This window comes from Mesorhizobium sp. WSM4850, assembly GCF_055811735.1.
The window spans coordinates 1-14,071 of the sequence record NZ_JBVVPV010000021.1; the positions used below are offsets into that span (position 1 = coordinate 1).

A 14,071-nucleotide genomic window follows, 5' to 3' on the forward strand; every position below is an offset into this window, starting at 1 on the left:
GCGATCCACCGAGGCGACGAAAAAGCCAATCCGCCGCAGCAAGGATAACGCTCGTGCCCTAAGTTAGCGCCTATGGGGCGCTGTCCCTCCGCGATCAAAGCGTTCTGCACCGCAGCAGCGCTCCGAGGTAACGGAATGGGTCCCAGGGTCTGCGCGCAAAACCATTCTGATTTGGCCGCACGACGGCAACAAGGATTCCTGAACCTCTCCTGCGGCGTTATAAGTTTTTCGCAATTTTCTTATAACGCCGCTTGCGGACGACCGTCTTCATGTCAGGCGGCTCCAGTTATAAGAAAAATGCGGTTCTCTTATAACGGCATGATCTCGAGCGACGGGCGCCACTACAGGACCTGCTTGGCCGCGGCTTCAAGCGACCTTTCAAACGCGTCGATCACCTGATCGACCTGGGGCTCGGTGATAATCAGCGGCGGGCAGAAGGCCAGTGCATCGCCCATGTTGCGCGAGATGACGCCGTTCTGCTGCATGAAACCGTTGACGAGCCCGCCCAGCGCGCCGGCCGTCTCCCACGGCGTCTTGTTCGCCTTGTCGCCGACCAGTTCGACCGCCGCGATCAGGCCGACGCCGCGCACCTCGCCGACAAGCGGGTGCGAAGCGAGCTTGCGCAGCCGCTTCTGCATATGCGCGCCGACCGTGCGCGCATTGCCGACGAGATCGCGTTCCTCGATCAGCTTCAGGTTCTCCAGCGCGACCGCCGCCGCAACGGGATGGCCGCCGCCGGTGAAGCCGTGGCCAAAGGTGCCGATGCGATTGCTTTCGTCGGCAATCGGCTCGAAAACCTTCTCGTTGATCAGCAAGGCCGAGATCGGCAGGTAGGACGAAGAGATCTGCTTCGACAGCACCATGATGTCGGGCCTGATGCCGAAGGTCTGCGAGCCGAACATTTCGCCGGTTCGGCCAAAGCCGCAGATCACCTCGTCGGCGACGAGCAGGATGTTGTATTTCGACAGCACCGCCTGGATCTTCTCCCAGTAGCCTGCCGGCGGCACGATGACGCCGCCGGCGCCCATGATCGGCTCGCCGAAGAAGGCAGCGACGGTTTCCGGTCCTTCGGCCAGGATCAGCTTTTCCAGATCGTCAGCAAGCCGGCTCGAAAACTCTCCTTCGCTCTCATTCGGCAGCGCCTCGCGCCAGTGGTGCGGCGTCGAGGTGTGCAGCACATTGGCGATCGGCAGGTCGAAGGAATTGTGGTTGTTGGGCAGCCCGGTCAGGCTCGCCGAAGCAATGGTGACGCCGTGATAGCCGCGAATGCGGCTGATGATCTTCTTGCGCGCCGGCTGGCCGAGCGCATTCGACCGGTACCAGATCATCTTCATGGCCGTATCGTTGGCCTCGGAGCCGGAATTGGTGAAATACGCCTTGCTCATCGGCACCGGCGCCATCTGCACCAGCTTCTCGGCGAGATCGATCAGCGGCGAATGCGATTTGGAACCGAAGTCGTGATAGTAAGGCAACTTGGACATCTGGCGCACCGCAGCGTCGACCAGCCGCTTCTCGGAGAAGCCGACCGCGACGCTCCAAAGCCCGGCCATCGCCTCGATATAGCGGTTGCCGGCGAGATCCTCGACATAGATGCCGTCGCCCTTCTCGATGACCAGTGGCCCTGCTTCCTCGTGCTTGCGGGCATTGGTGTAGCCGTGCATGTGGTAGCTGATGTCGCGGGCTTCGGGAGAATTCGGTCGAGCGTCCATGATGGCTCCTGTCCTGCATGCCGGGACGTGCGTCCTGCCGCCGTTCGGCGTGCGCATCGGCCTCTGGATTAATGCTGTTTGCTGCATCCGTTTCTTGTAAGGGTGTCAAGACCTTTCGGAAGGGCCGGCGGATGGACGAAAGACATGCAGAATTTCAGCTTCGGGGCTGCTGAACGCCGGAACCTGCGCCAAGGCGGCTGTGCGCATGGCCAAGACCTGATTCCCGAACGGCTCACCAGCAGGCACAACAACAAGGCTGAGGTGGCCTGATCGTGGACCATGTCGACTGCATCGTTGCCGGCGCCGGCGTCATTGGCCTCGCGATCGCGCGAGAGATGGCGCGGCGTGGCATGGACACCCTGATCCTCGAGGCCGAGAACGCCATCGGCACCGGGACCAGTTCGCGCAATTCCGAGGTCATCCATGCCGGCATCTACTATCCGGCCGGATCGCTGAAGGCCCGGCTCTGCGTGGCAGGCCGCGAAAGGCTCTACCGTTATTGCCAGGAGCGGGCGGTGCCGCATGCGCGCTGCGGCAAGCTCATCGTCGCCACGGATGCCGAACAGGAGCCGATGCTCGCTTCGATCCTGGCCAATGCCGCTGCTTGCGGCGCGGGCGATTTGACGCCCTTGACCGCAGCAGAGGCGCGCAGGCTGGAGCCCAAGCTGCGCGGCACGGCCGCGCTTTTGTCTCCCGCCACCGGCATCATCGACAGCCACGCGCTGATGCTTGCGCTGCTGGGCGACGCCGAGGAGCACGGGGCGGCGCTCAGCCTCAACACACGCATCGCCTCGGGCGCCATTGAAGGTGGGCGCATCGTGCTCGACACGATCGACAGCACCAGCGGCGAGCGCTTTGAAATCGCCACCGCGCGCTTCGTCAACGCCGCCGGGCTCGGCGCCACGGCACTTGCCGGCTCGCTTGACGGGCTCGACCGGCAATTCGTGCCAGAACTTCGCTACGCCAAGGGCAATTACTTTTCGGTCGCCGGCCGGGCGCCGTTCTCGCGGCTGGTCTATCCCGTGCCCGAACCCGGCGGGCTCGGCGTCCATCTGACGCTCGACCTCGACGGCGTCGCCCGCTTCGGGCCTGACGTCGAATGGACCGATCAACTCGACTATCGCGTCGATCCAATACGTGGCGAGCGCTTCTACGACGAGATCCGCAAATACTGGCCGGACCTGGCCGATGGCAGCCTGCGGCCGGCCTATAGCGGCATCCGGCCGAAGCTCTCCGGTCCCGGCGAAGCCAATGCCGACTTCGTCATCCAGGACGCGGCGGTGCATGGCGTGGAGGGCCTGGTCAATCTGTTCGGCATCGAGAGCCCCGGCCTGACCTCAAGCCTGGCGATCGCCGACCATGTCGCCCAGCGCCTCGCGCCGAAGGCGGCTAGCCGAGGGCGACCCGCGCGAGCGCGCCCGCTGCCAAAGGCATAATCCAAACGCCCGTAAGCCATCCATAAGCCGGGATCGCGGAACCTCGGTCCGACGATCACCGGGACCATCGATATGAAGATCCGTTTCGAAGCCATACCGAACCCAAGCTGCCGGTTCGAGATCTGGGACAATGAGACCGGCGAGCCCGTCGTCCATCACGATCGGCTGCTGACTTTCGCCTCGGCGAAGTCGGCGGCAAGGATCGCCGACTTCCTCAACGACAGCCGCAGCCACCGGCGCCGCGCCCGCACCGCCGAATGGCGCGTTGCGGATCGCGATCTCGGCTGGGGAGGATGATCGCCAGGCTGCTCCACCTTGCGATCAGCATGGCGGAGCTTGCGGCTCGTCTTCCAACGAAACTTGGCGCAGGATCGAACGCTTTGCTACCGAGCGTCGGAGGAGTTTCGCCATGACCGATGAAGCAAGCCGCGAGCCGGCGCGTGATCCCCAGGATCTGGAGCGTCTGCTGATCTCCCGGCAGTGGGTGGGAGACATCGACGGCATGGCCGCGCTTTTTGAGCCGCATGCCGTCGTCGACAGCGGTGACGGGCGACTGACGCGTGGCCGCGAAGCGATCCGGGCACTCTTCGCCGACATCACCGCAACGGGCCGAAAATATGCCGCCGGAAATCAGGCTCCGGCTGTTGTCAGCGGAGATTTGGCACTGACGTCAACCCATCTTCCCGATGGCACCGTAACCGCCGAGGTCGCCCGCCGCCAGGGCGACGGGACATGGCTGTGGGTCATCGATCGATTCTCCGTAGCGTAGCGTCGGCCCGGATGATCCCGGAAATCGATTTTCGCTGGGAATCATGCGCAAACCAAGTGCTCGCGCGTCCGGGCGTGCGGCCCTGTAGCGCAAAGGAGTGACTCCAGTACGGTTGTGGATTCGAAGTTCCTGAACGCCGATGCCGTCGATCGAGCAGGAACTTCAAATCTGTTTATGATGCATCAGTGCGCCGTCTGAGAATGGTCGCCGCCCGGCTGCGAAATGCCGCCCAGCGCTTCGCCGGCCCAGGCGGGCTCGCCGTTCGTGGCGAGGTCGCCGAGCGAGACAATGCCAACCAACCGCCGGTCGCGGCTGATCACCGGCATTCGCCGCAGTTTGAGATCGCGCATATTCTGAAGGACATCGCCGACTTCCTGGTCGTCAAAGCAGCACTGTACCTCCGCGCTCATCACATCCCTGATCTTGGTGTCGGGACCTCTGCCCTCCGCGATGCCACGGACGGCAATGTCGCGGTCCGTGATCATGCCGACCAGCCGCTCATTCTCACCCACGGGGTGAACACCGGCGTCAAGATCGGCCATGGCTCGTGCGGCATCCCGCAAGGACTGGTCCGGACTGGCGACCTGAACTTTCCGTGTCATGCACTCGCTGATTCTCATGGCTTTCTCCTCGAGCTGCAGCGCCCCGCCGATCCTGTGATGAAGGTGTGATCAGGGGAGAATGAACGCCTGTCGGAATCGTTCCATCGTTCGACCGCTCGCGCCAGGATAGGCTCCACCATGGCCATATCCGTGACGGACGGGAACCATAATCCGGGACAATGGTTGTGTGGTCACCAGGTGATCCTCCTCGAGCAAAACGGAAAACGGAAGGAACGATCATGCGCATATTGACGACAATTGCCGCCCTTTCGGGATTGGCCCTGGCGCAGCCGATCCACGCGCAATCCACCGACCCGCAGCTTCCCCAAATCGCACCCCCGGCTCCGGAAGCCCTGCCCGATCCAAGCTTGCCCAACCAAACGCCTGACCAGGCCCTGCCTGACCAAGCCCTGCCGGATCAAGGTTTCACCGACCAGAATTTTACTGGCATTGCCATTGTCGCCCTCGAGGATTTGCCGCCGGAACTCAAGACGCAAGCCGAGGCCGTGATCACCCAGACCAGCGTTGAAGATCTGCTTACTCTGCAGAGCTCGATCGATGCCTCGCCACAGGCAGCATCGGTGCTGGCGGCGAACGGGCTGGATTCGTCGCAGGTTGTTGCCGCCAACATCGACGGCGACGGCATGCTGACTCTGATCATCCAGACAACCACGTGATTGGCGGGCACGTGATTGGCGGGCACGTGATTGGCGGGCACCTGATCGGTGGTCCGGGCGTGGCGGGCCGGAGCACTGGGCTTCGGCCCTGAAACCCGGTACAGCGGAGCAGCGTCATGGTCGAAGCCGCAGTTCGCAACTTCACCATCAACTTCGGACCGCAGCATCCCTCTGCTCACGGCGTGCTGCGCCTGGTGCTCGAACTGGACGGCGAGGTCGTCGATCGCGCCGATCCCCATATCGGCCTGCTCCACCGCGGCACCGAAAAACTGATCGAGTACAAGAACTATCTGCAGGCTCTGCCCTATTTCGACCGGCTCGACTATGTCGCGCCGATGAACCAGGAGCATGCGTTCTGCCTCGCCGCCGAGAAGTTGTTGGAAATCTCGGTCCCGAAGCGAGGACAGCTCATCCGTGTTCTGTTTTGCGAAATCGGCCGGCTCTTGTCGCATCTCCTCAACGTCACGACACAGGCCATGGATATCGGCGCGCTGACGCCCCCGCTCTGGGGTTTTGCCGAGCGCGAGAAGCTGATGGTGTTTTACGAGCGCGCCTCCGGCGCCCGCATGCATGCGAATTATTTCAGGGTCGGTGGCGTGCACCAGGACCTGCCTCCGAAGCTCCTGGACGACATCTGGGCTTTCTGCGATCCGTTCCTCAAGGTTTGCGGCAACCTCGACGAGTTGCTCACCGAAAACCGTATCTTCAAGCAGCGCAACGTCGGTGTCGGCGTGATCGGCCTCGACGACGCCTGGGCCTGGGGCTTCTCCGGCCCCATGGTGCGCGGGTCGGGCGCGGCGTGGGACTTGCGCAAGGCACAGCCATATGAATGCTACCCCGAGATGGATTTCGACATTCCCATCGGCAAGAACGGCGACTGTTACGACCGCTATCTCGTCCGCATGGAGGAAATGCGCCAGTCGGTGCGGATCATGAGGCAATGCCTGGAGAAATTGCGATCGCCCGAAGGCCAAGGGCCGGTGGCAATTCCGAACCAAAAGATCACGCCGCCGCCGCGGGCGACGATGAAACGCTCGATGGAAGCGACCATCCACCATTTCAAACTCTACACGGAGGGTATTCGCGTGCCCGCCGGAGAAGTCTACGCCGCGGTGGAGGCGCCGAAGGGCGAGTTCGGCGTCTATCTGGTTTCGAACGGCGGCAATACTCCCTATCGGTGCAAGATCCGCGCGCCGTCCTTTGCCCATCTGCAGGCGATGGATTTTCTGTCGCGCGGGCACATGCTCGCCGATGTCGCCGCGATCATCGGCTCGCTCGATATCGTGTTCGGCGAGATCGATCGCTGACGAGGCGCGGGGTGTTTCAGATTTCGAGCAGGGCGTAGGGACGGCCGGTCGGCTTCGCCACGTGCATGGCGACGTTGTAGACCGGGGCACCGCCGGGCGTGCGACCTTCATAGATGCCGCGATGCGCGTGGCCATGCACCACGGCGCTGACCTTGAACCGATCGATCGTCTCCGCCAGCCGCGACGAGCCCAGGAACGGAAAAATCTCCAATGGCTCGCCGGCGACCGTCTCGACCACCGGAGCGTAGTGCAGGACGACAAGCGTACGATTGGTGCGAACCTGCCGCATTGCGTTTTCGAGCCGCATCGATTCGCTGACGCTTTCGGCGACCATCGCCTTGATCGCCGGCTCGCCGAAGGAGCCGAGCATGCGTGATCCAAAACCGCCAATGAACCCCTTCACGCCGACAAAGCCGACGTCCTTGATTTCCGTGGTCTGGCCGTCAAGAAGATGGACGCCCGCCTGCCGAAGGATGTGGGCGACGTCCTCGACCGCGCCGGATTCATAGTCATGGTTGCCGAGCACGGCGACGACCGGGATTGCGCAGGCGCGCAAATCCTCCGCAAGGATTTCGGCCTCACGCGGCTTGCCGAGATTGGTGAGGTCGCCAGTGAGCACGAGGACGTCCGCTTCGCGCGAAACTTCGCCGAAGAGATCACGGCAGGAGGCTTGGGCGTCTTCCCGCACATGCAGGTCGCCGATAGCCGCAATCCTCACGGTGCCGCCGTTCCCAACCCTTGCCGTAGCAGCCTCGTTCCTCTCAGCCATCACGAAATTCTCCTGTTCCGCCGACGCCGGCAAAACCCCACTCCTTGACGTCGATCTCGTAGTCGGTCGGCGAAAGCAGGCGCCCGCGGCAGATTTTCATTCGGGGCGTAGGCAACTCCCGCTGCTTGGCGAGCCGGTCAAGCAATTCGTCGAGCAGCCAGGCGGGAACGTGATCGCGCTCGCTCGGATAGATCCAGCGGAAATTGAGAAGCTGCATCAGCAGCACCTCCCAGTGGACTTCGAGGTAGGAAAGCAGCCGGCGCCAATCGATCTGATCCTGCGCCTTGAGGATGGTATGAGCGATGTCGGCGCCGTCGTGGCGGCTTCTGTCCTGGATGAAGCATTTGGACCAGATAAGCTCGGTCGGACCGACGATCCGCACCTGACTGCCCAGCAGCTCGATTTGCCGCGCATGCTCCAGCCACTGATCGCCGACCGGCATGGTGCCGTTCGCCGATGCGAATATGACGTCAAAAAAATGCGTGCTCTTGAAGACCTTTCCAAGCCACCGGTCGTCCACGATCTCGACCGCATAGCCGGCTTGCTTGAAATGCGCCAGGATGCGCGCGTAGTCGCCGGCCTTGCAGAAAATGTCGAGGTCTTTGGTCTGGCGCGTGACGCCCGTATAGGCGCTCACCGCGTAGGTGCCGGCGACAAGAAAGGGGATGTCCGTTGCGGCGAGTTCGCGGATCGCCTCTGTATAAAAGACCTCGGCCTCGGCGTGTTGAAGCGTCGGCGCCGCTTTCGGATCGATCGTCGGAACGGATGCCGGGATGGCGCCTCCCGTTGGAGAATCGTTGGTCATGAAATCGTGGCTCCGAGGCCCAGCAACCTGCAGCTGTCCGTCTTTTAAACAAAGCCGCCGCCGCATGGTTCCGTTGCCGTCATAAAGCGTAAAATGTGATGGCGGAGCCTTTCTCGCCGCTGGTGAGTTGAAGGTGTGAACAAACCAACTGCACGGAGGCGACCATGGAGGACGGGCGCAAGGCGGTACGCGTCAGACTGAGGGGAAGGGTGCAAGGCGTCTCGTTTCGCGTGTGGACACGGACCGAGGCCGAGAGGCTCGGTCTGTCCGGGTGGGTTCGCAATGAGGAGGATGGATCCGTAACGGCACTGATCGTCGGAGCCGAAGGCGCGGTTTCGACCATGTTGGACCGGTTGTGGAAAGGGCCGACCGGAGCGTCGGTCTCCAGCGTGACATCCCAGGACGTCGATGCCGGCCAGGAGCCGAACGGATTCAGGATCATCGGCTAGGAGTGTGTACCGGCTTGAAGGCCAAGCCTCCGCGACGTTGCCTTGCGCGGGAGCAATCGACAGCCAGCGGTTCCGCAACAGGTCAAGGAAAAGGCGCTTGCGGAGGCAGCGGCTGTCATCGAGGATGACGATAGCTCGATCCTCATGGAAAGCCGCGCCGCCATTGCGGAAGCAGTCCATCGTCGCTACACGGCGCCCGCCGACTGAAATCCGCGCATCCCTGTGGTATCGAGCCTATGGTTCGAGCTTCGCCGATGGCGGATCGCCGTCGAAACGGCCTATCCGCTCATCAACGACCGCTGATGCGAGGCGTGGAAATCACTTCGCCGCCCCATCACCCGAACATGCCGGCCCCCAACATAAATGCCGGCAGCGTCAATGCCGTAGCGTCAGTGCCCGAAGCGTCAGTGCATGAATATTCCTCGCAGCCAGGCGAAGAAACCAAACCTTTCGGACATTGCCGAACGGACGCGAGAGGCAGCCCATCGCGCTCGTATCGAGGCGCCGACATGGCAATGGCAGACGATTTCGTGCAGCTGCCAGTCGGTCAGCTCGAAGAAGCGCTTGGCTTCACCGTAGGTGTCATCTCTCAAGCCTTGCGCGCGAAAGATCGGGTCCTCGAAGGCAACCGTGAGAGGCGAGTCGTTGTAACGCATTTTCTCGCGTATCTCAGGGGACTTGTATTCGGTGCCGGTCAACGCTTCGAGACGTCGATCGGGATTTTTCTCCAGCAGTTTCGCCCAACGTTCGAGACGCTGGCTTCGAGTCGCTACGAGGTCTGTTGCTTCAGCGTGAACGTCGGCAACGGTATGCAGTTGGTCAAGTGTTTGGTGCTTCACGGCCGCCTCCTATTCAGCAGGTGAGTTCGTCCCACCCTGAAATGGAAATTATGGCGCTCCACGACGCCGGCAAGGCCCTCATGGGCGGACCATTCGATCACTTTTCTGACGGCCCCGTCCGGCCACGAATGCCGATGCCTGCGTGGATCATCGGAGTTCGCGTCGGAACCATAGGCATGCGTGGTCGTTCTGCGTGCGTCAGCCCGAGCGAAAACCGATCGAAACGGGTGGCTTCAAAAATCCCAGCCGACGTCGGTGACCCGCCAAGGCAGAGTGCGAGCGGAAGGAAATCACACCATGGCCATTCTTCCCACTCCCGAACCAACGCCCACTCCCGCGCCCACACCGCCGCCGTTTCCTGAACCGAAGCCGGTGCGTGAGCCGGACCCGGACAGACTTCCCGACGAAGCTCCTGTCCCCAATCCGGATGAGAATGATGCGCCGCTGAAAATCAGTCCCAAAGTTCCCGGGAGTTGACGGAGCGGAGACGCTCGTTCCAGATCGCCCAGATCCCGCATGGATCCGAGATGGCGTCGGCGCGTTGGCTCACTGAGCGGCCAGCATGCGGGCTGCTTCGCCGTCGTCTCGGTGCTGTCAGTGGTGATCAGGCGCGGAAAATGACGACGGAAATGCTCATCGTCGCGGACATAGCAGGCATCAGATCGAGCGCTGCGGCGAAGCGAACTCGGATGCCTGCCTTAGATGCTGGCGCAGCAGCGCCTCGGCCCATTCGATCTCGCCCGCCTCGACGGCATCGAGGATGGCCAGATGTTCCCGGCAGGACTGCTCGATGCGTTCCGCCGGCAGTTCCTCGAAACCCGCCGACTCCTGCAACCGGCGCAGATTGTTCTGCTGGCGCACCGCATCCGCCAGGAACCGGTTGCCGGAACAGGCCGCAAGCCCTTCGTGAAAGGATGCGTTGATCCGGAACCATTCGTCGCCGCCGATCAGCGTCTTGCCCGTCGACACGATCGCCAGGATGCGCTGGTGAGCGCGGCGGACCGGCGCCAGTTGCTGAGGATCCGCATTGAACATGGGTGACCGCAGCGCCGCGCATTCGACGGCCGTCCGGAATTCATAGCTTTCCCGGTAGGCGTCCTCGCCGACCAGTGTGTCGGCGAAACGCCAGCCATGCCCCGGCAGGCGCTGCACCAGCCCTTCGGCGGCAAAGCGGAGCAAAAGCTTGCGCACGACGCCGCGCGACACCTGATAGCGCGGCATCAGTTCCGCCTCGGACACCTCTTGCGGCAGCTGGCCGAGCGCGCGCTCACGCATCATCCTGCGGTAAAGCTCCTCGAGCGGTGAACTGGGCAGGATATCCTCAGGGTCGAGGTCGGCGACCTCGCGCGCCAATTGCAGCCCCCTCGTCTCGAACGGGCTCAAGATGCCCTGGGCGACCAGCAGCTCCAACGCCGCGCTGATCGGAGAACGCGAGACGCCGAAGGTGCGGGCAAGGTCGGGCACCGAGACGCGGGTTCCAACCGTCCAGCCCGAATCCCTGATCCGCTCCAGGATCCGCCGCGCCAGATCGATCTGCAGCGGACTGGCCGTCTCGCCGCGTGCCGGCCGGTCGATGATCGTTTCATTCATAGGCACTTCCTCAGGCGTTCGCATCTTCGCATTATAGATATGCGCCACGCAGTTCGAACTGGCAATCTATCGAATTTTCCTGCTTTTCATTCAATCAAAATGCATTAGTATCCGAACTCAACGAGTTGAGGCTTCCCTTGATGACAACAGTCGCACCTTTTCCGCTTGTCGAGATCGAAGGAGCGCCGAAAGCGCGCGGCATGGCCTATGGCGAACAGGCGCGCGGTCGCATCGGCGCTTCGGTGGCGCTCTACGCAGGGCAGCTCGACCGGTTCGGCTTCGGGCGGGACGATGTCGCGCGGTTTTCCGAAATCTTCCTGCCTCGCTTGCGGCAACGGGCGCCCGATCTCGTCGAGGAAATGGAAGGGATCGCGTCAGGCGCCAATCTCGACCTGTCCTCGATCGTCCTGGTCAACGCGCGTACCGAAATCCTGCAGCTCGCCCGGCGCGAGAAAGGCATTTCCGACGACGAGCCCGACGGCTGCACGGGCGCTGTGATCTTGCCGGAGGCGACCCGCAACGGCAGGCTCATCCATGGCCAGAACTGGGACTGGAAGGCCGAATGCGCCGAGACCTCGGTGGTGCTGCGCATCCGGCGAACGGACGGGCCGGACCTCCTCACCTTCACCGAAGCCGGCGGACTGGCGCGCAGCGGCTTCAACGCGGCCGGCATCGGCATCACCGCGAACTATCTCGAATCGGACCGCGACTATCGCGAGATCGGAATTCCGCTGCCCTTCATCCGGCGCCGGGCGCTTGAAGCGCAGCATTTCGCGGACGCCATCAAGGTGGTGGCGACGACACCGAAATCCGGCTCCAACAACATGATCCTGAGCACCGCCGAGGGCTTCGCGGTCGATTTCGAATGCGCGCCGGACGAGGCCTTCGCCATCTATCCGGACGACGACATGATCGTCCACGCCAATCACTGGCAGAGCCCGGTGGCGTTGTCGAAGCTGCGCGAAACCGGGCTTCGCGACGTGCCGGACAGTCTCTATCGCGACCAGCGCGTGCGCCGTCGCCTGTCGGCGCGGCATGGGGACGTCACGATCGACGATTTGAAGGAAGCTCTCTTCGACGATTTCGCTTCGCCGTTCAGCGTCTGTCGTCCGCGGATCAGGAAGAAAGGCGGCAATCTCTCGGCGACGGTGGCGATGATCGTCTTCGAACCAGCCGCCGGCGTCATGGAGATCGCACCGTTGCCGGCCGAGAACCGCGAATTCACCCGCTACGAACTTACCCTCGACGACGAGGTCCGCGAGCGCGCCGAGAAGGCGATGCTGGCACGGGGGCGACCTTCGATATCAGCACAGGAGAAACGATGGTCCGCTTTGTCCTGACCCGCATCGCCAGCGCCATACCGACCCTGATCCTGGTGTCGGTTGCGGTCTTCGTGATGATGCGCTTCATCCCGGGTGATCCTGCGACGCTGATGCTGGGAGACCTCGCACAGCCCGGACAGGTCGAAGCCATGCGGCATCAGATGGGGCTCGACCAGCCCGTGGTGGTGCAATATCTGATCTGGGCCGGCAACGTCCTTACAGGCGATTTCGGGCGCTCGATCGGCAGCGGGCAAGAGGTGCTGCCGCTGATCCTCGACCGTTTTGCCGTCTCCTCGATCATCGTCCTCCTGGCCGTGCTTGTCGCCTCCGTCATCGCCGTGCCGGCCGGCATGCTGGCCGCCTGGAGACAGGACAGTCTTGGCGACATCACCGTCGTCGCCACCTCGACCATCCTGCTCTCGATCCCCAGTTTCTGGCTGGGGTTGATGCTGATGCTGATCTTCGGCCTCTATCTCGGCTGGCTGCCGATCGTCGGCTACGTGCCCTTCAGCCGCGACTTCGCGCAAGCCGCTCTCTATGTGATCCTGCCCGTGGTCACCCTGGTGCTCGTCGAGTCCGGCCCGATCGCGCGCATGGCCAGGGCCAGCACGATCGAGGTGGCGCGGCTGGAATACATCACCCATGCGCGGGCAAAGGGACTTTCCGAAAGCGCTGTGATGTGGCGCCATGCTTTCAAGAACGCCTTCGCGCCCACCTTGACCCTGATCGGCCTGGTGCTCGGCAGCCTGCTTTCCAGCATCGTCGTCATCGAGACCGTCTTCACCATTCCCGGCCTCGGCCGGCTGCTGGTCGACGCCATCTATGCCCGCGACTATCCGGTGATTCAGGGAACGATGCTGTTCATCGCCTTCATCTATGTCGTGGTCAACCTTCTCGTCGACCTCGTCTATCCGCTGCTCGATCCGAGGGTCGCCGCATGATCGCCCGTGCGCTCGGCCGGCCCGGCCTGAAATTCAATGCGACCTTCGGGATTGCCGTCACCGGGGCATTGATCCTTCTGGCGGTGTTCGGTCCATGGATCGCCCCCTACGATCCGCTCAAGCTCGATCTGCCGTTGCGGCTCAGCGGGCCGTCGCCCCAGCACCTGCTCGGTGCCGACGAGTTCGGGCGCGACGTGCTCAGCCGCCTCGCCAGCGGCGCGCGGACCAGCGCCTGGATCGCTTTTGCGACAGTCGCCTTCGCCTTGATCCTCGGCATCGTGTTCGGCGTTCTCGCCGGTTTCCTGCGCGGCTGGGTCGATCGCGTCGTCATGATGGTCAACGACGCCTTCCTCGCATTCCCCGGCCTGCTTCTGGCGCTCGGTCTGATGGTGGTGATCGGCGCCAGCCGCGAGGGTATCATCGTTGCGCTCGGCCTTGCCTACATGCCGATCGTGGTGCGCGTGGTGCGGGCCTCGGTGATGTCCATTCGCGAGCGGGAATATGTCGAGGCCTCGCGGGTGATGGGCAACAGCGAGATCATCACCATGGCGCGGCACGTGCTGCCCAACTGCGTCGCCCCGATCATCGTGCTCGCCACCACAATGTTCGGCTGGATCATCCTGTCGGAGAGCGCGCTGAGCTTTCTTGGACTGGGCGTCCCACCTCCAGCGCCGAGCTGGGGCAACATGCTGTCGACGGCTCGGCCCTATATCGGCCAGGCGCCGCATCTGATCATCCTGCCGGGTCTCTGCATCTCGATCACGCTGCTCGGCATCAACATGCTGGGCGACGCGGTGCGCGACTGGCTCGACCCGAAAATGTAGGTCCTGGAAACATGCTCGTGCCGACCGCGGAC

Annotated in this window: 18 protein-coding genes; 12 read left to right on the forward strand and 6 right to left on the reverse strand. The window is 63.0% G+C overall.

From position 1 onward, the window contains the following. Nucleotides 1–341 precede the first annotated feature (341 nt). Nucleotides 342–1,709, reverse strand: a complete 1,368-nt coding sequence (locus AC0L2Z_RS19685) for an aspartate aminotransferase family protein (RefSeq protein WP_128166604.1) — start codon at nt 1,707–1,709, stop codon at nt 342–344. Nucleotides 1,710–1,853: 144 nt separating this feature from the next. Between AC0L2Z_RS19685 and AC0L2Z_RS19690 the strand changes: the two genes are divergently transcribed. The 4 genes from AC0L2Z_RS19690 (at nt 1,854) to AC0L2Z_RS19705 (ending at nt 3,914) form a co-directional block, all read left to right on the forward strand. After that, nucleotides 1,854–1,979: a hypothetical protein gene (locus AC0L2Z_RS19690; protein ID WP_287171130.1), complete on the forward strand. Its 126-nt coding sequence runs from the start codon at nt 1,854–1,856 to the stop codon at nt 1,977–1,979. Nucleotides 1,980–1,981: 2 nt separating this feature from the next. Beyond that, the gene (locus AC0L2Z_RS19695) at nt 1,982–3,145 is read left to right on the forward strand and encodes an NAD(P)/FAD-dependent oxidoreductase (protein WP_473629069.1); all 1,164 of its coding nucleotides are present in this window, start codon (nt 1,982–1,984) and stop codon (nt 3,143–3,145) included. Nucleotides 3,146–3,217: 72 nt separating this feature from the next. Beyond that, the gene (locus AC0L2Z_RS19700; RefSeq protein ID WP_023797836.1) at nt 3,218–3,442 is read left to right on the forward strand and encodes a hypothetical protein; all 225 of its coding nucleotides are present in this window, start codon (nt 3,218–3,220) and stop codon (nt 3,440–3,442) included. A gap of 112 nt (nt 3,443–3,554) precedes the next feature. Continuing rightward, nucleotides 3,555–3,914 (forward strand): YybH family protein, encoded by a 360-nt coding sequence (locus AC0L2Z_RS19705; RefSeq protein ID WP_128173110.1) that lies wholly within the window; start codon nt 3,555–3,557, stop codon nt 3,912–3,914. A 182-nt stretch (nt 3,915–4,096) separates the two neighbouring features. On the opposite strand, the gene AC0L2Z_RS19710 is transcribed toward AC0L2Z_RS19705, so the two are convergent. Then, the gene (locus AC0L2Z_RS19710) at nt 4,097–4,534 is read right to left on the reverse strand and encodes a CBS domain-containing protein (RefSeq protein WP_287238658.1); all 438 of its coding nucleotides are present in this window, start codon (nt 4,532–4,534) and stop codon (nt 4,097–4,099) included. 221 nt (nt 4,535–4,755) lie between these two features. On the opposite strand from AC0L2Z_RS19710, the gene AC0L2Z_RS19715 reads away from it, so the two are divergent. Together AC0L2Z_RS19715 and AC0L2Z_RS19720 are read left to right on the forward strand one after the other, a co-directional pair. Continuing rightward, nucleotides 4,756–5,193 carry a hypothetical protein gene (locus AC0L2Z_RS19715; RefSeq protein WP_023797833.1) on the forward strand — a complete coding sequence of 146 codons (438 nt, stop codon included), beginning with the start codon at nt 4,756–4,758 and terminating at the stop codon, nt 5,191–5,193. A 116-nt stretch (nt 5,194–5,309) separates the two neighbouring features. Further along, nucleotides 5,310–6,500: an NADH-quinone oxidoreductase subunit D gene (locus tag AC0L2Z_RS19720; protein WP_473629070.1), complete on the forward strand. Its 1,191-nt coding sequence runs from the start codon at nt 5,310–5,312 to the stop codon at nt 6,498–6,500. A 16-nt stretch (nt 6,501–6,516) separates the two neighbouring features. Here the strand turns inward: AC0L2Z_RS19720 and AC0L2Z_RS19725 are convergent, their stop codons facing one another. Further along, nucleotides 6,517–7,269 (reverse strand): metallophosphoesterase family protein, encoded by a 753-nt coding sequence (locus tag AC0L2Z_RS19725; protein ID WP_023797831.1) that lies wholly within the window; start codon nt 7,267–7,269, stop codon nt 6,517–6,519. Beyond that, the gene (locus AC0L2Z_RS19730) at nt 7,262–8,074 is read right to left on the reverse strand and encodes a nucleotidyltransferase family protein (protein WP_023797830.1); all 813 of its coding nucleotides are present in this window, start codon (nt 8,072–8,074) and stop codon (nt 7,262–7,264) included. The genes AC0L2Z_RS19725 and AC0L2Z_RS19730 overlap by 8 nt, the downstream gene beginning before the upstream one ends. 164 nt (nt 8,075–8,238) lie before the next feature. On the opposite strand from AC0L2Z_RS19730, the gene AC0L2Z_RS19735 reads away from it, so the two are divergent. Next, nucleotides 8,239–8,523 carry an acylphosphatase gene (locus tag AC0L2Z_RS19735; protein ID WP_023797829.1) on the forward strand — a complete coding sequence of 95 codons (285 nt, stop codon included), beginning with the start codon at nt 8,239–8,241 and terminating at the stop codon, nt 8,521–8,523. 42 nt (nt 8,524–8,565) lie between these two features. Next, on the forward strand, nt 8,566–8,730 hold the full coding sequence (locus AC0L2Z_RS19740) for a hypothetical protein (RefSeq protein WP_023797828.1): 165 nt from the start codon (nt 8,566–8,568) through the stop codon (nt 8,728–8,730). Nucleotides 8,731–8,927: 197 nt separating this feature from the next. On the opposite strand, the gene AC0L2Z_RS19745 is transcribed toward AC0L2Z_RS19740, so the two are convergent. Next, complete coding sequence (locus tag AC0L2Z_RS19745; RefSeq protein ID WP_084646611.1) at nt 8,928–9,362, reverse strand: hypothetical protein; 435 nt, start codon at nt 9,360–9,362, stop codon at nt 8,928–8,930. 297 nt (nt 9,363–9,659) lie between these two features. Here AC0L2Z_RS19745 and AC0L2Z_RS19750 point away from each other — a divergent pair, with 297 nt between their 5' ends. Next, nucleotides 9,660–9,839, forward strand: a complete 180-nt coding sequence (locus AC0L2Z_RS19750) for a hypothetical protein (protein ID WP_084833640.1) — start codon at nt 9,660–9,662, stop codon at nt 9,837–9,839. 180 nt (nt 9,840–10,019) lie between these two features. Here the strand turns inward: AC0L2Z_RS19750 and AC0L2Z_RS19755 are convergent, their stop codons facing one another. Next, nucleotides 10,020–10,952: a GntR family transcriptional regulator gene (locus AC0L2Z_RS19755; protein ID WP_023797826.1), complete on the reverse strand. Its 933-nt coding sequence runs from the start codon at nt 10,950–10,952 to the stop codon at nt 10,020–10,022. A 140-nt stretch (nt 10,953–11,092) separates the two neighbouring features. Between AC0L2Z_RS19755 and AC0L2Z_RS19760 the strand changes: the two genes are divergently transcribed. The 3 genes from AC0L2Z_RS19760 to AC0L2Z_RS19770 are packed head-to-tail and all read left to right on the forward strand — an operon-like array spanning nt 11,093 to nt 14,039. Next, the gene (locus AC0L2Z_RS19760; RefSeq protein ID WP_023797825.1) at nt 11,093–12,292 is read left to right on the forward strand and encodes a C45 family autoproteolytic acyltransferase/hydolase; all 1,200 of its coding nucleotides are present in this window, start codon (nt 11,093–11,095) and stop codon (nt 12,290–12,292) included. Beyond that, nucleotides 12,274–13,215 (forward strand): ABC transporter permease, encoded by a 942-nt coding sequence (locus AC0L2Z_RS19765; RefSeq protein WP_023797824.1) that lies wholly within the window; start codon nt 12,274–12,276, stop codon nt 13,213–13,215. The genes AC0L2Z_RS19760 and AC0L2Z_RS19765 overlap by 19 nt, the downstream gene beginning before the upstream one ends. After that, nucleotides 13,212–14,039: an ABC transporter permease gene (locus tag AC0L2Z_RS19770; RefSeq protein WP_473629071.1), complete on the forward strand. Its 828-nt coding sequence runs from the start codon at nt 13,212–13,214 to the stop codon at nt 14,037–14,039. Before AC0L2Z_RS19765 ends, AC0L2Z_RS19770 begins: the two co-directional genes overlap by 4 nt. The last annotated feature ends 32 nt before the right edge of the window (nt 14,040–14,071 follow it).